Source organism: Brenneria uluponensis (genome assembly GCF_032395385.1).
Classification (GTDB): domain Bacteria; phylum Pseudomonadota; class Gammaproteobacteria; order Enterobacterales; family Enterobacteriaceae; genus Prodigiosinella; species Prodigiosinella aquatilis.
Genome location: NZ_CP135917.1, coordinates 1,035,566 through 1,055,674, shown reverse-complemented (window position 1 = coordinate 1,055,674; position 20,109 = coordinate 1,035,566). Strand labels below are relative to the sequence as shown.

The following is a 20,109-nucleotide window of genomic DNA, read 5'->3' as shown; positions in this document are numbered from 1 at the left end:
TTGAAACAGCCATGTCGGATGACCTATTTCCGTCACTCCTGCGTGAGGCAGGTATCCATCCCAAACACGGTACTCAACTTGCGGTTAGTTCTTCGCCTTTCGGGAATGACGATGGTGTCAGGCCTCCTTCAGTCCCCGAACGGAAGCGATAAACTGTTTAAGCTCGGCAGTTTGTGGGCGGGCAAACAATTCATGTCCTTTACCCTGTTCCCACACTGTGCCCTGATGCATAAACACCACCCGGTCGCCTATTTCACGAGCAAAGTTCATTTCATGCGTGACCAGAATCAGCGTCATGCCTTCGGCAGCCAGTTGCTCCAGCACTTTCAGCACTTCTCCCACCAGTTCCGGGTCCAGCGCCGAGGTAATCTCATCGCACAACAACACTTTCGGATTCATTGCCAACGCCCGGGCAATCGCCACCCGCTGCTGCTGACCGCCGGAGAGGTTGCCGGGGTAATAATCCATCCGGTCGCCCAGACCAACTTTATTCAACATCTGTGCGCCCAGCTCGCGGCATTCTGCCGCGTTTTTACCCAACACCAGACGCGGTGCCAGCATGACGTTTTCCAACGCGCTCATATGTGGGAACAGATTAAAATTCTGGAAGATCATGCCAACCGAACGGCTGATGTCTCGCGCCTGGGACTCCCGATCCGTGATGGTCATTCCACCCAGTTTGATGCTGCCTTCCTGATAGCCTTCCAACCCGTTGATGCAACGCAGTAATGTGCTTTTTCCTGAGCCGCTGCGACCGATGATGAAAACGACCTCCCCTATGTCGATATCCAGATCCACACCTTTTAACACGTGGTTCTGACCATAATATTTATGAACCTGATTAATGGTGATGAGCGGCATTGAATTTCCTCTCCAGATAATGGCTGTAATAAGACAAGGGGTAACACATCAGGAAGTATCCCAACGCCACCAGACCAAATACTTCAAACGGTTGATAAGTCACGTTATTCAGCATAGTGCCGGCTTTGGTCAATTCGACAAAACCGATGATCGATGCCAGCGCTGTTCCTTTGATGACCTGTACCGAAAAGCCAACCGTCGGCGCAATGGCGATACGCATGGCCTGTGGTGCCACAACCCGGCTCAGCGTCTGCCAAAAGGTCAGCCCCAGGCAGCGAGAAGCTTCCCACTGCCCTTTCGGCAGCGCCTGCACGCTGGCATACCAGATATCCACCAGAAACGCGCTGGTGAACAGCGTCAGCGCCAGTGCCGCGGCCACCCACGGGCTAACGTTAATGCCAAACAATCCCAGGCCGAAAAAAGCCAGAAACAGTTGCATCAGCAACGGCGTTCCCTGGAACAGCTCGGTATACAGTCGAATCAGACGCAACGGCCATACACGTTTAGTCAAACGCAACAACAACAGTGGGAGTGTCACCAGCACACCGCCAAAAAAAGCGGTCAGCGATAACAGTAATGTCCAGCGTGCGGCCAGCAGCAGATTGCGCACGATGTCCCAGTCAGTAAATGTCGCCATCAAGCCGGACTCCTCAAAAAACGTCTCCCGACCAGCAACAGCAACTGACGCATCAGTATTGACAGCGCTAAATAGATAAGCGTGGTCACCGAATACACCTCAAAACTGAGAAAGGTTCGAGACTGAATCAAACTGGCGGCGAAGGTCAGCTCTTCGTAAGACACCTGAGACACCACCGAGGAACCCAGCATTACGATGATGCACTGACTGACCAGCGCCGGATAAATACGTTGCAGAGCGGGCGGCAGAATCACCCGCAGAAAAGTCTGGGTGCGGCTCAGGCCCAATACCCGCGCCGCTTCCCACTGACCTTTCGGCGTGACCTGGATACCTGCGCGGATGATTTCCGTACTGTAAGCACCCAGATTAATTAACATCGCCAACAGCGCGGCCTGTCCGGCATTGAGCTTAAGCCCCAATCCTGGCAGCCCGAACACGATAAAAAACAGTTGCACCACAAACGGCGTATTACGGATCACTTCGACGTAAACGCCCCACAGACGGCTGGCAATATTGGGTTTGCCACTGCGTAACGCCGCACCACAGATACCGATGGCGATCCCACCTACGGTTGCCATGGCCGTCAGCTCAATCGTGACCCACAATCCAGCCAGCAATTCCGGCCAGTATGGCCACAGCGCAGCAAAATTAAGCTGATAGGTCATGGCTCCTCCTTACGCGCCCAGATTGGCTGGTAGCGGTGCCTTCATCCACTTTTCTGACAGGCTGTTCAGGGTGTTATCTTTTATCGCTTTCTCAATCAAGCTGTTAACTTTGGCTTTCAATGCCGGTTCCCCTTTTCTCATACCAATAAAGCAAGGCGAGTCTTTCAGCATGAATTTCGCTACCGGAGCCTTGGTGGGGTTTTTCTCGGCAATCGCAGCGATAACCAGATTACCGGTTGCCACATATTCCACCTGCCCGGACAGATAGGCCGACAATGTGGTGTTATTGTCTTCATAACGTTTAATCGTCGCCGTCTTGGGCGCGATATTACTCAATACCATGTCTTCCACTGCGCCGCGGGTAACACCGATACTCTTGCCCTGCAAAGTGGCTGGTGAACTGACATCGCCGGTTTTCGGGCCGAAGACACCCAGGAAGAACGGCGCATAAGCCCGGCTAAAATCAATGACTTTTTCCCGTTCGGCATTTTTACCCAGACTGGAGATCACCAGATCTACCTTATTGGTTTGCAGATACGGGATACGATTAGCACTGCTTACCGGCACCAGCTGCAACTTTAGTTTCATTTCTTTGGCCAGATAACGGGCAACATCAATATCGTAGCCTTGTGGTTGCAAATCGGTTCCCACAGAGCCAAACGGCGGGAAATCCTGCGGTATTGCTACACGCAGTACGCCATGTTGTTCAATATCCTTTAACTGGTCAGCCATTACGCTGCCTGCCTGGGCCATCAACAGTGCTGCGCCTACTATTGCTAAAAAACGTTTTTTGATGCTCATCGCGTTTGCCCCTGGTTACGTTAGTATGAAACAAAAGGTTCTCAAAAATAAACAACTGAAACTATCGTTACAATGAAAAGCAATATGTGTGCCAGATATAAAACAGAGGGAAAGCGTATAACGTCAGTGTGCTCCGCCAAAACGTGGAATAGCCATGAAATAGTAGTAAAAATTGATATAACATCATGTTTTAACGGACATGGACATATGTAGAGACTCAGTGTATCAACCGCCTAACATAACCTATCTTCAGGCGATATCGCTGATACCAGCGGGAGATAAACCGGATAAGACACGCACAATAACAGAGCACAAAACGGGGAAACAATTGCACTACAATGAAACAACCGCACCAAAATGGATCATCATTGCTGCGATCTTATCGCTGTTCCAGTTCATCCAGTCGCTGGTAAAGATCCGCTATCTGGTGAATATGCTGGCGACCATCACGCAACATGTCGTGCAATAATGCATTGCTGATCAAATTCGCCAGACTCATGGCGGAGGCATAGCTGTCAAAGGCTGACACACTGTCCAGCGGTGCACACAACGTCCAGTTGGCAAAGGGCTGCAACGTATGAGCCTGGGGCTCGCACAACAGTAATACCGGCACCCGGTTATCCTGCAACTGCTTGAGTAATGGCTGAATTAAGCGTGGACGCCGCCGAAACGCGACAACAATCACCACATCCTGCGCATTCAGGTCCACCAACTCTTCAGAGAGCGTTTGTCCCGGTTGGGTAAGTAACAGTACCTGCGGGCGGATTTGTAACAGTTGCTGGCGTAGATGCAGCGCCACCGGATAGCTGTTACGCAACCCGATAATACAAACGCGCTGTGCCTGCTGTAATGCGGCAATCACGGTGCCAAACGGCACTGGATCAATCTGGTTCACCCATTGCGTCAGGTTCGCCATCTCCTGCTTGTAATGGCGTGCCAGCAATGTATTGCCCTGTACCGCATCACGGTTATCCGTTAACGGCATACCGCTCTGGCGCAAAGTACGCAGTTCATCGCGCATCTCCCGGTAGCTGGGATACCCCAGACGGCGGAATAACCGGCTGACGGTCGCTTTCGACACACCGCTCAACCGCGCCAGCTCCGCGCTGTTATAGCTAATAAGGTCATCGAAATGATCAAAAATAAACGCGGCCACCCGTTGTTCCTGCGGGGAGAGTTCACTGTACTGACTGCGCAACCGCTCATCAATCTGCTTCATGCCTGCCTCTGTAACTTTCGTTTCAGCCGTATCATCTTGTTGCACCATATCATAAAGCGTTGCGTATACGGCAAGTGGAAAAAGATGGAACGGGTTTTGCTTTACCCCGGACACCCTACAACCACAACGCTCCGTGAGATTAGAAAAAATGATGCAAAGTAATATTGCCCCATCGGGGATGGCGGTAACACCACATCACCTGGCGAGCACCACCGCGCAAACCATTCTGCGGGAAGGTGGTAACGCCATTGAAGCAATGGTGGCCGCCGCTGCGGCTATCGCGGTGGTATATCCACATATGAACAGTCTGGGTGGCGACGGCTTCTGGTTGATTGTGCCACCAGAAGGCGAGCCTATCGCCATTGATGCCAGCGGAAGCGCCGGTTCACTGGCTAACCGGGCACTGTATGCCGGTGAAACACATATTCCGCACCGAGGCCCGAAAGCAGCACTGACCGTGGCGGGGACGATTGGCGGTTGGCAGGAAGCATTGGCCTGTTCAGCTGAAATGGGCGGCAAGCCGCTGCCGTTGTCGCGCTTGCTGGCCGATGCTATTCGCTATGCCCGTGAGGGAATTCCTGTCACCCAGTCGCAGGAAGACGCATTGACCAGTCGTTATCATGAACTCAACGATTTCCCGGCGTTTTGTCAGATGTTTCTACCCGAGGGAACGATCCCTCGCACCGGTAGCCGCTTCATTCAGTCCGATCTGGCTCACACCCTGACCCAGCTGGCCGAAGACGGGCTGGACAGTTTTTACCATGGTGCTCTGGCGCGCCGTATGGCACAGCAAATGGCACAACTGGGCATGCCTATCACTGCTGATGATCTGGCCGGCTATCACGCTCGCCGTACCACGCCATTACGGTTAGCACACAGCCGGGGAGAAATTTTCAACCTCGCCCCCCCGACGCAAGGACTGGTTTCCCTGGCGATCCTCGGTATTACCGACCGTCTGGAAATAGCAGATCAAAGCGACAGCCAGACCGTGCACCGTATTGTAGAAGCCACCAAGCTGGCATTCGGTCTGCGTGACCGTTTTATCACCGATCCACGCTACATCACTCAGGATGTTCAAAGCCTGCTGGAAAGCCACCATCTCAATACGCTGAGCCAGCGAGTCAATACCCGTGCCGCCGCACCATGGGGCGAGGGGAAAGGTCCTGGCGACACGGTATGGATGGGGGTTTGCGATCGTAACGGACTGGCGGTGTCTTTTATCCAGAGCATTTATCACGAATTTGGCAGTGGCATAGTGCTGCCAGGAACAGGCGTGTTATGGCAGAACCGCGGCGCGTCTTTCAGCCTTGATCCTCATCATCTGCTGGCGCTGGAACCGGGCAAGCAACCGTTCCATACCCTGAATCCCGCCGCCGCCCGTCTGTCAGACGGCCGTACGATGGTTTACGGTTCAATGGGTGGCGACGGTCAGCCACAAACGCAGGCCGCGCTGTTTATCCGTCATGTCGTGCAGGGTTTACCACTGCAACAGGCAATTACCGCCCCGCGCTGGCTGCTCGGCCGCACCTGGGGTCAATCCACCGATACCCTCAAGCTGGAAGACCGCTTTACTCCCGCGACAGTAGACGCACTACGCACACTGGGACATGACGTGGAACTACTCCCCGGTTTCAGTGAAACCGTTGGTCACGCTGGCGCCATTGTGCGTCACGTTAATGGCATGCTGGAAGGCGCATTTGATCCCCGGAGCAACGGCAGTGCCGCCGGCTTTTAATCGCATCATCCTCAGGAGGCTAACCGAATCATGAGTAATCAACATATTGATAACGCGGCACTTTGTACTTATCTGGAACAGATGGAAACACTGCTGACGTTGACGCTGGATGACGCCCGTCGCCAGGAATTACAACGCCAGTTCAGCCGTATCGCGGCGATGGCGCAGCCATTGATGGACTACCCTCTTGATGGTCGGCAGGAAGTCGCCGGAGTGTATCAGCCATGAATCATCCCGGTCAGTTATCCATTCGCCAGTTGCGTGAACTGCTGGTCCGCGGTGAGCTGTCGGCTCAGGAAATTGCCCGACAGACGCTGGCGAACATTGAATACGATAACCCAACGCTTAACGCCTACACCCACATTACCTACCAGCGCATACTGGACGAAGCCGATCGTCTCGACCAGCAACGGCGTCAGGGGGATCCATTGCCACCGTTGGCCGGCGTGCCCTATGCAGTGAAAAACCTGTTTGATGTCGCGGGTGAAACCACACTGGCGGGTGCCAAATTGTTCAGCCGACGCCCGCCCGCCGCACAAGATGCGTTTGCCGTGCGCCAACTTGCCGGACAGGGCGCGCTACTTTCCGGCTTGCTCAATATGGATGCCTACGCCTACGGTTTTACCACCGAAAACAGCCACTACGGTGCAACCCACAATCCGCATGATGTGACGCGCATCGCGGGAGGATCATCCGGCGGCTCGGCAGCAGCAGTGGCAGCCGGGCTGGTCAATTTTTCCCTCGGCAGCGACACCAATGGCTCCATCCGCGTCCCGGCGTCACTGTGCGGTATCTTTGGCCTCAAGCCCACGTTCGGCCGGCTTTCCCGCAGCGGTACACAACCGTTTGTCGCCAGCCTGGACCACATTGGTCCGCTGGCCCGCAGTACCGAAGACCTGGCTCAGGTGTTTGATGTACTACAAGGCGCGGATGCCGCGGATCGTTTTCAGGCATCACAATCCTCGCTGAACACCTACGGACAATTGTCCGCAGAACAACCGCTGCGTTGCAAGGTGCTGGACGGTTATTTTGCCGACTGGTGTGACGATCACGCTAAAACCGCGGTACAACAGGTGGCGAATGCGCTCAATGCCGCAGATGAAGTGACGTTGGCGCAAGCCGCTCTGGCACGTACCGCCGCGTTTATCCTCTCCGCCAGCGAGGGCGGTAATCAGTACCTCCCAGCGTTGCGCACCACACCAGACCTGTTTGAACCGCTGTCACGGGAACGTCTACTGGCCGGCGCGATGATCCCGGCGGTCTGGTATGTACAAGCGCAGCGTTTTCGCGATCACTTCCGCCAGCAGGTACTGCCGCTGTTTGAGCATACCGATGTACTGATTGCCCCGGCCACACCCTGTCCGGCGACACGAATCGGTCAGGAAACCATGCATATCAACAACGAGGATTTACCTATCCGCGCCAGCATGGGCATGCTCACACAACCGATATCCTTTCTCGGTCTGCCTGTTGTCACCGTACCGCTGGCGACCACGTGCGGTCTGCCCATCGGCGTACAGCTAATTGCCGCCCCCTGGCGGGAAGATATAGCACTACGGGCGGCATGGCAGTTGGAACAACAAGGTATTGCACGAGTATTGCCCCCAGCGGCTCAATTATCATAAACACGGAATATCACCATGAAGTTGAATGACATCAATCTCCCCGACGTACTGATGGACGTCACCACTGCCTTTTATCGCTATGAAAAAGCCCTCACCGGCAATGATATTGAGGTGCTGGATGAATTATTCTGGCACGATGCTCGCACCGTACGTTACGGCGCGTCCGAGAATCTGTACGGTATTGAACAGATTCGCGATTTTCGCGCCACACGCCCATCAGCAGGGCTGGACCGACAATTACAAAATACGGTAATCACCACCTATGGTCAGGATATGGCCGTCGCCAGCACGGAGTTCCGCCGGGCAGGAACAGAGAAGATTGGCCGTCAGATGCAGACCTGGATCAGAACCGAACAAGGCTGGCGCATTGTAGCGGCACATGTGAGTGTGATGGCGTGACAGAAGGATAAGCGGGAAAATACACAGGGCGAGGCTCACGTCACAACACCTCACCTTTTGCATCCACCCACAACACATCCTGCAATCAGCCCTGATACGGATGCTGATCACGCCAGTGCTCGGCAATATCCTGACGGCGACAGATCCACACCCGATCATGCTGCTGGATGTAATCGAGGAAACGCTGCAACGCCCGGAAGCGGCCCGGTCGTCCTAACAGACGACAGTGCATGCCAATCGATAGCATTTTGGGCGCGTCTTCACCTTCGGCGTACAACACATCAAAGCTGTCTTTCAGATAGGTAAAGAACTGGTCGCCACTGTTGAAGCCCTGTGGCGAGGCAAAACGCATATCGTTGGTTTCCAGTGTATAAGGCACTATCAAGTGCGGTTGAGTCTCGCCATCGGCGCGCGCCACCGGCATCCAGAACGGCAGATCATCGCCATAGTAATCACTGTCATACAGAAAACCACCTTGCTCGACCACCAGTTGGCGGGTATTGGGACTGTCGCGCCCGGTGTACCAGCCTAGCGGCGGATGGCCAAATAGCGCGGTCAGCACTTCCACCGCCTGCCGCATATGCTGACGTTCGATGTCAATATCCATACCCTGATAGTGGATCCAGCGCCAACCGTGGCTTACCACATCGTAACCGGCAGATGTGATCGCCTCGACCACTGCCGGATTACGCACCAGCGCCATTGCCACGCCAAAAATGGTGAGTGGCAGTCCACGGCGCTGAAACTCCTGATGAATGCGCCAGAAACCGGCTCTGGGGCCATATTCATATAACGAGTCCATCGACATATGCCGCGCCGGATAACTGGCCGCGCCAATGATATCGGAAAGAAACTGTTCAGACCCAGCATCACCATGCAACACATTATTTTCCGCACCTTCCTCGTAGTTCAGCACGAACTGCACCGCAATCCGCGCCTGTCCCGGCCAGTTGGCATGGGGCGGCTTACCGGCATAACCGATTAAATCCCGTGGATAATGGTCATCAAATCCCTCAGTCATCCACGTTGGTGATGTCTTCATTACGCTATTCCTCTATTTGCTGCGTTACTGTAACTGGCTGAATATGCCCGTCAGCGGTTTAGCGAGCGGATAATCAAGATCACCCCGTTTGCTGGTGGTCAGTCCCAGCGCCGCAAGTGACTCAAGCAACTTGATGGCGGCACTGACGCCATCGATCACCGGAATCCCCAGTTCCTGCGTCAACTCCATGGCCAGATCCGCCATACCGCCACAGCCCAGCACGATGGCTCCGGATCCATCTTTATGCATAGATTGTATACAAAGCTCCCGGACCTTCTGTTGCGCCAGGCCCTGGCCATCTTCCAGCGCCAGCACTGGCAGATCGATGGCATGCAGTGCCGCGCAATGGTGCTCAAAACCGTAACGCTGTAATAAATGGCGGGCAATAATCAACGTGCGCGGCAGCGTAGTGACGATGGAAAAACGCGTCGCCACCAGCGTTGCCATATGCATAGCCGCTTCTGCAATACCTATCACCGGGGCACTGGCCAGTTCCCGCGCAGCTAGCAATCCCGGATCACCAAAACAGGCAATAACATGACCATCAACGCCCTGGGTTTTCCCCTGTTTGATTTGCTCCAGCACACCGATGGCGGCAATGGCTTCATCAAAGTGGCCCTCAATGGAAGGTGCCCCCTGCGAAGGACAGACGGCGATAATTTCAGTACCTATTGCGGCCACTCGCCGTGCCGCCGTGCCGATGGTTTCAGTCATTGCCAAGCTGGTATTGGGGTTGATCACTTGAATGACACGCCCATTCATGCCTTTTTCTCCCCGACTTTGCCAAACAGACGGGCAAAATCCGGCACATTTTCACTATTTTGATCAAAACGTAAGCTGGCAACGATATCGCTGAAATGCTGCTGCATCTCTGCCGACAACGCCGGAACATCCCCTTGCTGCAACAGATCCAGCAAAGTGTGGTGATCATGACAGCGGCAGCCCTGCTGCCAGGGTGCGCCATAGGCGGCAATCACCAGTGACGAACGGAGGGTAAGTTGCGACACCAAACCCGTCAGCACAGTATTGCCCGAGACCGCTTGCAGTTGAATGTGAAATGCGGCGGAGAGTCGTATGGCTTCCGGTCCATTCTGCGCCTGATGAGCCTGTTGTTCGGACTGCACCAGCTTTTCCAGCGCCACCCGATGCGTGGGTTGGCAGTGCGCCACCACCTGTGGCAGGTTGGAACACTCCAGCAAACTACGGGTCTGAAAGATCTCTCGCGCGTCGTCTACTGTAGGCGTGGCTACCTGTGCACCACGTTTGGGCGTTAACGTGATCATTTGCACTGTCGCAAGACGCTGTAATACTTTTCGAATCCCGGTACGGCTAACGTCAAAAACGTCGGCCAGCGCCTCCTCCGGCAATTTCGTTCCCGGCAATAACTGATGCTCAACAATGGCATTCAATAACGCGTGATAAATAACGTCATCTTTTTGTTGAAAAAACGTATCTCTTTCAAGTCCATAAGTCTGATTCATAGGTTTGTCCCGTCGCCACGTCATCGCTAAATCGTATACATAAAAACAATAAATTGTATACAAAAAATCTCTCTCTGGCCCAATTCCTGCAATATCTCATTACATACACCGAGGTCATCTATTTCACGATCGCAGTCAAGAGGAGCAGATTCCATGCCAGAAAATAATACGTTAGCCAATGACACCCAGGCACATTACAGCCCCAGACTGTGTAATACGGATCTGGCCCCGACGCGCGTCCAAAACTGGTCCTGGTACAACATTTTTTCGTTCTGGATGTCGGATGTACACAGCATGGGAGGTTATGTAGTAGCCGCCAGCTTCTTCACGTTAGGTCTGGCCAGTTGGCAGGTTCTGTTATGCCTGCTGATAGGTATTTGTATCGTACAACTGTGCGCCAATCTGGTAGCCAAACCCAGCCAGATGAGCGGCGTACCTTATGCGGTAGTTTGTCGTCAGGCTTTTGGCGTGTTTGGCGCCAACATCCCGGCGGTTATTCGTGGCCTGATCGCCTTCGCCTGGTATGGCATTCAGACCTATCTGGCTGCCAACGCCTTGATGCTGGTGCTACTGAAGTTCTATCCGACCCTCACGCCGCTAACGCAGAATCACTGGCTTGGCTTGTCGGCACTGGGCTGGATCTGTTTTGGCATCATGTGGTTCCTGCAAGCAATGGTGTTCTGGCACGGCATGAGCGCTATCAAGCGCTTTATTGATGTCGCCGGTCCGGCGGTCTACATAGTGATGCTATCGCTGGCCGGTTGGATTATCTACAAAACCGGTCTGGAAAATATCTCTTTTACTCTCGCCAGCAAAACCCTCACAACCGGAGAACAGACGTGGCAAATGATCACCGCGACCGCGCTGGTCGTCTCTTACTTCTCCGGCCCGTTGCTGAACTTCGGCGATTTTGCCCGTTATGGCAAAAACATGCAGGAAATCCGACGCGGTAACCGCTGGGGTTTACCGTTTAACTTCTTGCTGTTTTCCATCGTTACCGTGGTGATTGTCTCTGGCACCCAGTCACTGTTCGGACAGATGATTACCGACCCGATTGAAACGGTTAGTCGTGTAGGCAATAGCGTAGCGGTAGCGCTCGGTCTGCTGACCATGATCGTGGCGACCATCGGCATCAATATCGTGGCAAACTTTGTTTCCCCGGCGTTTGATTTTTCCAACTGTTCACCGCAACGCATCAGCTTCCGTACCGGCGGCATGATCGCCGCCGTAGGTTCCGTCCTGCTGACACCGTGGAACCTGTTTCAGTCACCGGAACTGATTCACTACACGCTGGATGTACTCGGTGCCTTTATCGGCCCACTGTTTGGCATTCTGCTGGCGGACTTTTACCTGATTAAAGGCGCCAAGATCCATGTGGATGATCTGTTCGACGCTACGCCGACCGGTCGTTATTGGTATCGCAACGGCTTTAATCCCAATGCGGTTCTGGCGCTGATCCCGGCGGTCGCTATCGGTTTGATCATCAGCTTCATCCCGGCCTGGCATGCAGTAGCTAATTTCAGTTGGTTCATCGGCACATTTCTGGGTGCCAGTTGCTATCGTTATCTGGCGCGTCATGAACACGCGGTAAAAACCAGCGCCACTGCAATGCGTGGGTTGTTATTGCGCAAGGACTGATATTCAGCGGCACGGATAAAAACCACGGGGGCGTTCCGTAAAAAACGGCGACTCCCCCGCAATACTTGCCCATCAGGAAGCCAGGATACCCGCCGTTCGCCTCCTTCCGGAAACCCGATAGGGTAATCACCTTACCGCAGAATTAAATGGAACATTACGACACTACTTTTCAGGTTGAGAGTGGACCGGGCTGATTCAGACTTGTGCCAAACATACCAACTTGATGGTTTGCTGAGCAGCAACCAGTAATGTTGTTTGCTGAAAATGCAGGATCCCCTGTTCGGGGTGGCAGAAGCTGCGTTCCCCACCTTCACGATACAGAACATCCTGATTTTGCCAATGCTCGGCAAACCGCTGGCTTTGCCCCAACAGATCATCCACCAATGCCTGCATTTGGGTATCACCAGGACGACGATTAAAATCGGCACGAAACTCAGCGACCAGTCGCCGCGTCCGTTCCTGCCAGTCGACAATCAGCGATTGTGCAGTTGGGACAAGAAACACATAGCGCAACAGGTTACGCGTCTCCGCCGTTTCATCCAGCCAACCGATAAATAGCTCGGCAGCAGCAGGATTCCAGGCCCGAGCAGTCCAGACATGGTCGAGCAGATAAGCGGGGGCGGATAACATGGAGGGTAAATGGAGTAATGCGTCCGATAGCGCCTCTGCGGTTTCCGGTTCAGATTGCCGGTCACGCTTGCCTGCCAGATCAAACAACGAAGCACGTTCGGCCGCATTCAATTGCAAAGCATCAGCCAACCGGGAAAGCGCCGGAACCGAAGCATCGACATGCCGACCTTGTTCCAGCCAGGTAATCCATGTCACGCCCAGCCCTGCGGCATCGGCAAGCTCTTCCCGCCGCCATCCCGGCGTGCGACGACGCCCAGCCTTGTCTGGTGGTGAAAGTCGTTCACGGTGGGCACGAATAAATGCGCCCAGAATACGCCGCGTATCAGAAACAGTCATAGTGCAATTTATACCAGGATAAGTGCTTGCCTTGTTGTCGTTAATCATTCAACTGAGAATCAGGGCTTCTCTAACTCTTCAGGACATCAACGATGAAAACTGAAAGCCATAATGCCATTATTACCCGCCAGTACGCCACACAAGCCACGGCGTATTTAAACAGTACGGTACATGCTCAGGGAGATGATCTGGATTTGATGGCACAACGAATCGGCCAGCGTCCCGATGCCACCATCCTGGATCTGGGATGCGGCGGCGGACATGTTTCGTTCCGACTGGCACCACTGGTACATCGCGTCGTCGCTTGTGATCTCGCTCAATCCATGTTGGATACCGTTGCACAGGAAGCCGTCAAACGTAATCTGCTCAATATTGTGACCAAACAGGGTGCCGCCGAATCATTATCCTGCCCGTCGGAATCCTTTGATGTGGTCGCTACCCGCTACAGCGCTCACCACTGGCGGCATATTGCGCTCGGCATCGAGCAAATGGCGCGCACCCTGAAACCCGGTGGCATGGGTATGTTTATGGATGTCGTCTCCCCCGGCGATTCGTTACTGGATACCTGGTTGCAAAGTATCGAATTGCTGCGTGATCCTTCACATGTACGCAACGCTTCTCTACAGGAATGGCAGCAATTATTGGCGGCAGCGGGATTAGCGGTACGCGAGGTAAAAACTTTTCGTCTGCGCCTGGAGTTTTCATCCTGGGTGGAACGCATGAAGACCCCCACTGACCATATTGTCGCCATCCGTTCATTACAGCAACATGCGGGAGCCGAGGTCACTGAATACTTTGATATTGTCAGTGACGGGAGTTTCACCGTAGACACAGCGCTTATCATTGCAACAAAAGCCTGACCTGACGAGCATCGCTCGATCCCATTGATATTCGTCTCCCCCTTCTAACGCTGTCAGCCCCGCTGGTAGCGTTATCCATTTGCTTCATTTTGGTTCTGATTCTGCGCTACCCCAGTGCATAAGAACTATGTTCTTACTTTATAAATCACCAATAAACCATATAAAACAATAAATTAAAAATATGGCACGGTGTTTGTATGAATGGACTCAATCTTGTGTACTAGATGGAATTTATCTTATGACTTTAAGGAGTAGCGTTACCGGTTTTACCCTATGTCAGTGGCAACAGCATTATCAACAACAGCCACTGTCAGTAGCCGATACCCTGTTGCAACTACGACATGATCTATCACTGGAAGACAACGCCTGGATCTATCTCGCCAGTGAAGCCCAATTACAGGAACAGATTGATCAGTTGACACAGCAGCAAAATGCTTCTGCATTACCACTGTATGGCATCCCGTTTGCGGTAAAAGACAATATTGATGTCGCAGGCTGGCCGACAACCGCTGCCTGCCCGGCTTTTAGCTATAGCGCCAAACAGGATGCTACCGTTGTCGCCCGCCTAAAAGCGGCCGGCGCTATCGTGATGGGTAAAACCAATCTGGACCAGTTCGCTACCGGATTGGTAGGAACCCGCTCTCCGCACGGTGCTGTGCACAACAGCATCAACCCGAAGTATGTCAGCGGGGGTTCCAGCTCCGGTTCCGCGTCAGTCGTGGCCCGTGGTATCGTCCCGTTTTCACTGGGCACCGATACCGCAGGTTCAGGCCGGGTTCCTGCCGGATTTAACAATATCGTTGGCCTGAAACCCACCAAAGGCTGGCTATCCACCCGCGGCGTCGTGCCAGCCTGCCGCCTCAACGACTGCGTGTCGGTATTCGCATTGACGGTGGCCGATGCCAAAATGGTGGCAGAGCTGGCCGCTGGCTATGATGCGCAGGATGCCTACTCCCGCCCCCACCCAAACACCACCCCGGCCGCCTTTTCACCCCAGTTGCATTTTGCCATACCGAAAGTGTTGGAGTTTTGTGGCGACACGCTGGCAGAACAGGCATTCCGACATACGCTAACCCAACTGCGCGCCATGGGGGCAACACTGGAGCCCATCGATTTCTCTATTTTTAATCAATTGGCTCGTCAACTGTATGAAGGGCCATGGGTGGCGGAGCGGACGGTTGCCGTGGGATCACTGCTCACGGATAACCCACAAGCGCTGGATCCGGTGGTCCGCGGTATTATCGAAAATGGCGTGGATTACAGCGCCTGTGATGTCTTCAATGCGGAGTATCTGCGGGCGGAACTGGCACGCCAGATCAACGATGTTTTGGCACCGTTCGACGCACTGGTGGTTCCGACCACCCCTACCATCCGCACTATTGAAGAAATGGCGCAGGAACCCGTGCGTTATAACGCCCAGTTTGGTCTTTACACCAACTTCACTAATCTGGCGGATTTGTGCGCGCTGGCGCTGCCTGCCGCTTTCCGGGCCGATGGATTGCCCGCCGGAATCACGCTGATTGCCCCGGCCTGGCACGATGCGGCGCTGGCCACTTTCGGTCAGCGCTGGCAGGCCACAAACCCGCTGTCATTAGGCGCTACCGGAATACCATTCAGTCCCTACGCACCCGTCGCCACCCCATCAGCCCGCCATGTCCGCATCGCCGTAGTGGGTGCGCATCTCACCGGTATGCCGCTGAATTTCCAGTTACTGACCCGCCAAGCCGTGTTGGTGGAACAGACTACCACCAGCGACGATTACCGCTTATATGCATTGGCGAATACCCAGCCACCGAAACCCGGATTGGTAAAAACCATCGCTGGTCGCCCGATTGTGGTTGAACTGTGGGACATCCCGTTGGCGCGTTTTGGCGAGTTTGTGGCCGAGATCCCGGCGCCACTCGGTATTGGCACGCTGACACTGGCGGATGGTCGGCAGGTAAAAGGGTTTATCTGTGAACCCGCCGCGTTGAACGGTGCACGGGACATTACCGAGTTTGGTGGCTGGCGCGCTTATCTCACCAGTCTGGCCCAATCATAAGGCGTCTTTTACCAAGGTTTGCCACCAGACCCATTGTCAACTGCGGCAAAATACCTGCCAGATAATAAATAAAGGAAACCAGGTGATGCAATTTTCCCCTTTCGACACGGATAAAACCCGCCAGAAAAGCAGACCAGCAGTGCTGGCGGAGCAAATCTACCAGCAACTGAAGCAGGATATTTTTGATTTTCGACTGTTACCTGGCGATCGCTTCACAGAAAGCGAGCTGGCGCAGCGAATGTCCGTTAGCCGCACACCGGTACGTCAGGCGTTGTTCCGACTGGAAACCGAAGGCTACGTGGATGTCTATTTTCGCAGTGGCTGGCAGGTTCGTCCGTTTGATTTTGCCTATTTTGAAGATTTGTACGACTTGCGCACCGTGCTGGAACGGGAAGCGATACGCCGCCTGTGTGAGCTGCCCTCTGGTCTCGGCGCTGAAAAGCTCCGGTTCCTGAAGCAGTTCTGGATCGACGAGCCGCCACTTAATGATGGCGATACCGTTTCCCGCCATGATGAAGAGTTTCACATGGTGTTGGTCGCTACCACCGGGAACCACGAAATGGCGCGGGTACACCGGGATGTGACAGAGAAAATCCGTATTATCCGTCGTCTGGACTTCACCAAGCAGGCTCGTATTGCCACCACCTATCAGGAACACTCTGCTATCCTGCTGGCCATTTTTCAGCAGCACACCGTCGACGCTCAACGCATCCTCAGCGAACATATTGCCAGCAGCAAGGCTGAAGTTCGCAATATCACGCTGCACCTTTTACAACAGGCAAGACGCCAGACGCCGCCCACAACACCGAACGGATACGCGGATTAACCCGCTAGCCACATTGTGTTCATTTATATTGTCATTGCGCATTGAGGGGAGCACCTGCCACGTCGTTTAATCAAGGTATTTGCTCTACACGACCGATCGAGATTGGATTCAGTCAGAACGCCAAAACTGCGGGTACCACCAATATTGGGATAACGCATTCCTTATTCTGACACCATGACCATTTCAGTAATACCACTCAATAATGTGACATTGATAACCATTGATAAAATGAGTACCGGAAAAAGTGATGACACTCATATCCAATGTGTTCAATGGCATGATATGGAGTATGGAATAGGGTTTATCTTTAGCATTCAAAACCGGTGAAACGGGTAAATATTTCTGCTGAATTATGTGACTTATTTCTCGGATTTATAATCATTTATCTTTGCAACAAAGAGCGGTATCAAACCGCTTTATTCCCACCGATATCTCCCGGCAAATCAGGCAATATCCGCGCTGTATCATCACCGATTGCCCTGCTATATTTCGGAGAAGATCATTTCATGGCACTGTAATATACCCGTCCATAATAATTTAATTACCCTTCCTGACATGCAGATTATTCCCCCGAAAAACCATCAATCAGCAAGTTTATTAACAATTCTTTTCACTGCCAAAATACGTGTTTTAAACACCCTATTCCACCACACAAATGCTCCCCGGATAATCGCTATTGATCCGTCGCAATGACTAAAGATTAACTACATGAAAAATAAACATATTAAATATAGAAAATCGGCAGTGTCGGGGCAAAATAATTTCAAGTGGCTTTCGCGAATTTACCCTATACTAATAGTATGGAATTTTTTCGCCTGTCAGTAGCGCGGGGCAGACAAAGGTTGCCTCAGACTCATATTATGGTAGGGTATAGGGCGCTTTAAATTATTATCAGGACAACGCTATAGGACAATAAATCACTATAGGAAAGAACCAATTACATGGCAATTAAACTCGAAGTAAAAAATCTCTACAAAATATTTGGCGTTCATACTGAACGTGCATTCAAGCTAATTGATCAGGATTTAGATAAAGATCAGATTTTTGAAAAAACAGGCCTGACGGTCGGCGTCAAAAATGCTAATCTGGCCATTGAAGAAGGCGAGATATTTGTCATCATGGGCTTATCCGGCTCCGGAAAATCCACTCTGGTACGCCTTCTCAATCGTCTGATAGAACCGACTCGCGGCCAGGTATTAATTGACGGTGAAGATATTGCCAAAATATCGGATACCGCCTTACGCGAAGTCCGCCGTAAAAAAATCAGTATGGTGTTTCAGTCATTTGCACTGATGCCACATCTGGATATCCTGAATAACACCGCATTTGGTATGGAACTGGCAGGGATACCCAGGCCAGAGCGAGAGCAAAAAGCGATCAGCGCGTTACAACAGGTAGGATTGGAGGCCAATGCCGCTTCCTATCCGGATGAGCTGTCTGGCGGTATGCGCCAGCGCGTTGGTCTGGCCCGTGCGTTAGCTAATGATCCAGATATTCTGCTAATGGATGAAGCCTTCTCCGCACTTGACCCGTTGATTCGTACCGAAATGCAGGATGAACTGATTAAACTGCAATCTCGTCAGCAACGAACCATTGTGTTTATTTCACACGACCTGGATGAAGCCATGCGTATTGGTGATCGTATTGCCATCATGCACAGCGGTGAAGTCATTCAGGTCGGCACCCCGGATGAAATCCTCAACAATCCGGCCAACAACTACGTACGTAGTTTTTTTCGTGGTGTGGATATCAGTCACGTGTTCAGCGCCAAAGATATTGCCCGCCGCCGACCAGTGGCTATTATCCGCAAAACCCCCGGTGTCGGGCCGCGTTCAGCACTACAAATTCTGCAAGAAGAGGATCGCGACTATGGCTACGTGCTGGAACGGGGTCAGAAATTCATCGGTATCGTCTCTATTGAGTCACTGAAAAAAGCGCTCAAAGAGCAACAGCCACTGGAACAGGCGCTGCTATCTGTTCCCGCTCCCGTTGCCGCTGATATGTCACTCAACGATTTAATCTCACAGGTCGCTCAATCTCCCTGTGCCGTGCCAGTCATTGGCGAAAATAATGAGTACATCGGCATCATATCCAAAGGGATGTTGCTACAGGCACTGGATAAGGAGACTGCTCTGAATGACTGATTCAACAACCAATCCCTGGGGAGACACCACCACTGGTCTGGACGTGTCCTCTCAAGTCACTACACCACCACAAACGGACCCCTGGGCAACCACGCAAAGCGTGTCGACACCGCATGCCGCTAATGCCTGGAACACTACACCACCCGCAGGTACGGCTGACGGCAGCACCAACTGGCTTGACAGTGTGCCTCATGCGCCAACGGAGCATTTCAGCCTGCTTCATCCCTTCAAACATACCCTGATTCCACTGGATCACTGGGTAACGACAGGGATTGACTGGCTGGTGCTGCATTTTCGCCCCCTGTTTCAGGGTATCCGAGTACCTGTAGACTTCATTTTAAGTGGATTTCAGCATTTATTGCTGGGCATGCCTGCGCCAGTGGCTATCATTCTGTTTTCCCTGATAGCCTGGCAAATATCAAGCTTCGGTATGGGATTAGCCACTTTTATATCACTGATTGTGATCGGCGCCATTGGTGCCTGGTCCCAGGCAATGGTGACGTTGGCATTAGTACTTACCGCGCTGTTCTTTTGCATACTTATCGGCTTGCCGATGGGTATTTGGCTGGCCCGCAGTGAGAGGGCCGCGAAAATTATTCGTCCATTGCTGGACGCTATGCAGACGACACCAGCCTTCGTCTATCTGGTTCCGATCGTCATGCTATTTGGTATCGGTAATGTGCCAGGCGTCGTGGTCACCATTATTTTTGCCTTACCCCCAATTATCCGTCTGACCATCCTGGGTATTCGTCAGGTTCCGGCTGACCTGGTGGAAGCCGCCGAGTCTTTCGGCGCCAGTCCGAGCCAGATGCTGTTTAAAGTCCAGTTGCCGCTAGCCATGCCGACCATTATGGCCGGTGTCAACCAAACGCTGATGCTGGCACTGTCAATGGTGGTGATCGCATCCATGATTGCGGTTGGCGGGTTGGGACAAATGGTGCTGCGCGGCATTGGTCGCCTTGATATGGGACTGGCCGCCATCGGCGGTGTGGGCATTGTCATTCTGGCTATTATTCTTGACCGTTTGACTCAGTCACTGGGACGAGACCAACGCAGTCGAGGGAATCAGCGCTGGTATGTCAAAGGCCCGCTAGGTCTATTGCTCCGTCCTTTCATCAAATCCTGATTGGTTAGCCATGGCCGTACCGTCAGCCATACGTGAATCGCAA

General features: G+C 53.0%; 19 protein-coding genes. 10 read left to right on the top strand and 9 right to left on the bottom strand.

The window, feature by feature from the left end; all coding sequences use genetic code 11:
• Positions 1-117: 117 nt before the first annotated feature.
• From RS889_RS04855 to RS889_RS04835, 5 genes are all read right to left on the bottom strand, one after another.
• Positions 118-861: an amino acid ABC transporter ATP-binding protein gene (locus tag RS889_RS04855; RefSeq protein ID WP_021017470.1), complete on the bottom strand. Its 744-nt coding sequence runs from the start codon at positions 859-861 to the stop codon at positions 118-120.
• Positions 842-1,498, bottom strand: coding sequence for an amino acid ABC transporter permease (locus tag RS889_RS04850; RefSeq protein WP_021017471.1), 657 nt, complete (start codon positions 1,496-1,498; stop codon positions 842-844). Before RS889_RS04850 ends, RS889_RS04855 begins: the two co-directional genes overlap by 20 nt.
• Positions 1,498-2,163 (bottom strand): amino acid ABC transporter permease, encoded by a 666-nt coding sequence (locus tag RS889_RS04845; protein ID WP_021017472.1) that lies wholly within the window; start codon positions 2,161-2,163, stop codon positions 1,498-1,500. Before RS889_RS04845 ends, RS889_RS04850 begins: the two co-directional genes overlap by 1 nt.
• A 9-nt stretch (positions 2,164-2,172) precedes the next feature.
• Entirely contained in the window at positions 2,173-2,964 is a 792-nt protein-coding gene (locus RS889_RS04840) for a transporter substrate-binding domain-containing protein (protein WP_315709556.1), read from the bottom strand.
• A 379-nt stretch (positions 2,965-3,343) separates the two neighbouring features.
• Entirely contained in the window at positions 3,344-4,183 is an 840-nt protein-coding gene (locus RS889_RS04835; protein WP_021017474.1) for a MurR/RpiR family transcriptional regulator, read from the bottom strand.
• A gap of 148 nt (positions 4,184-4,331) precedes the next feature.
• Here RS889_RS04835 and RS889_RS04830 point away from each other — a divergent pair, with 148 nt between their 5' ends.
• The 4 genes from RS889_RS04830 to hpxZ are packed head-to-tail and all read left to right on the top strand — an operon-like array spanning position 4,332 to position 7,942.
• Positions 4,332-5,918, top strand: coding sequence for a gamma-glutamyltransferase family protein (locus RS889_RS04830; protein WP_315709555.1), 1,587 nt, complete (start codon positions 4,332-4,334; stop codon positions 5,916-5,918).
• A 30-nt stretch (positions 5,919-5,948) separates the two neighbouring features.
• Positions 5,949-6,146, top strand: a complete 198-nt coding sequence (gene hpxX / locus RS889_RS04825) for an oxalurate catabolism protein HpxX (protein WP_021017476.1) — start codon at positions 5,949-5,951, stop codon at positions 6,144-6,146.
• A complete protein-coding gene (locus RS889_RS04820) occupies positions 6,143-7,543 on the top strand; it encodes an AtzE family amidohydrolase (protein WP_315709554.1) in 1,401 nt (466 codons plus the stop codon). The genes hpxX and RS889_RS04820 overlap by 4 nt, the downstream gene beginning before the upstream one ends.
• A 15-nt stretch (positions 7,544-7,558) precedes the next feature.
• Positions 7,559-7,942 carry an oxalurate catabolism protein HpxZ gene (hpxZ, locus tag RS889_RS04815; RefSeq protein ID WP_315709553.1) on the top strand — a complete coding sequence of 128 codons (384 nt, stop codon included), beginning with the start codon at positions 7,559-7,561 and terminating at the stop codon, positions 7,940-7,942.
• A gap of 85 nt (positions 7,943-8,027) precedes the next feature.
• Here the strand turns inward: hpxZ and puuE are convergent, their stop codons facing one another.
• From puuE to RS889_RS04800, 3 genes are read right to left on the bottom strand one after another with little or no spacing between them, the layout of a single operon-like run.
• Complete coding sequence (puuE, locus tag RS889_RS04810; RefSeq protein WP_315709552.1) at positions 8,028-8,984, bottom strand: allantoinase PuuE; 957 nt, start codon at positions 8,982-8,984, stop codon at positions 8,028-8,030.
• Between the two features lie 24 nt (positions 8,985-9,008).
• Positions 9,009-9,746 carry an allantoin racemase gene (hpxA, locus tag RS889_RS04805; protein WP_315709551.1) on the bottom strand — a complete coding sequence of 246 codons (738 nt, stop codon included), beginning with the start codon at positions 9,744-9,746 and terminating at the stop codon, positions 9,009-9,011.
• Positions 9,743-10,465, bottom strand: a complete 723-nt coding sequence (locus tag RS889_RS04800) for a GntR family transcriptional regulator (protein ID WP_315709549.1) — start codon at positions 10,463-10,465, stop codon at positions 9,743-9,745. The genes hpxA and RS889_RS04800 overlap by 4 nt, the downstream gene beginning before the upstream one ends.
• Positions 10,466-10,618: 153 nt before the next feature.
• Here RS889_RS04800 and RS889_RS04795 point away from each other — a divergent pair, with 153 nt between their 5' ends.
• Positions 10,619-12,103 (top strand): NCS1 family nucleobase:cation symporter-1, encoded by a 1,485-nt coding sequence (locus RS889_RS04795; protein ID WP_021017484.1) that lies wholly within the window; start codon positions 10,619-10,621, stop codon positions 12,101-12,103.
• Positions 12,104-12,298: 195 nt separating this feature from the next.
• Here the strand turns inward: RS889_RS04795 and RS889_RS04790 are convergent, their stop codons facing one another.
• Positions 12,299-13,069, bottom strand: coding sequence for a helix-turn-helix transcriptional regulator (locus RS889_RS04790; protein WP_021017485.1), 771 nt, complete (start codon positions 13,067-13,069; stop codon positions 12,299-12,301).
• Between the two features lie 92 nt (positions 13,070-13,161).
• Here RS889_RS04790 and RS889_RS04785 point away from each other — a divergent pair, with 92 nt between their 5' ends.
• The 5 genes from RS889_RS04785 (at position 13,162) to proW (ending at position 20,066) form a co-directional block, all read left to right on the top strand.
• A complete protein-coding gene (locus RS889_RS04785; RefSeq protein WP_315709547.1) occupies positions 13,162-13,929 on the top strand; it encodes a class I SAM-dependent methyltransferase in 768 nt (255 codons plus the stop codon).
• A gap of 238 nt (positions 13,930-14,167) precedes the next feature.
• Entirely contained in the window at positions 14,168-15,970 is a 1,803-nt protein-coding gene (atzF, locus tag RS889_RS04780) for an allophanate hydrolase (protein WP_315709545.1), read from the top strand.
• 85 nt (positions 15,971-16,055) lie between these two features.
• Complete coding sequence (locus RS889_RS04775) at positions 16,056-16,796, top strand: GntR family transcriptional regulator (RefSeq protein ID WP_315709543.1); 741 nt, start codon at positions 16,056-16,058, stop codon at positions 16,794-16,796.
• A 941-nt stretch (positions 16,797-17,737) separates the two neighbouring features.
• Entirely contained in the window at positions 17,738-18,940 is a 1,203-nt protein-coding gene (proV, locus tag RS889_RS04770; RefSeq protein WP_315709541.1) for a glycine betaine/L-proline ABC transporter ATP-binding protein ProV, read from the top strand.
• The gene (gene proW, locus RS889_RS04765) at positions 18,933-20,066 is read left to right on the top strand and encodes a glycine betaine/L-proline ABC transporter permease ProW (RefSeq protein WP_315709539.1); all 1,134 of its coding nucleotides are present in this window, start codon (positions 18,933-18,935) and stop codon (positions 20,064-20,066) included. The genes proV and proW overlap by 8 nt, the downstream gene beginning before the upstream one ends.
• The last annotated feature ends 43 nt before the right edge of the window (positions 20,067-20,109 follow it).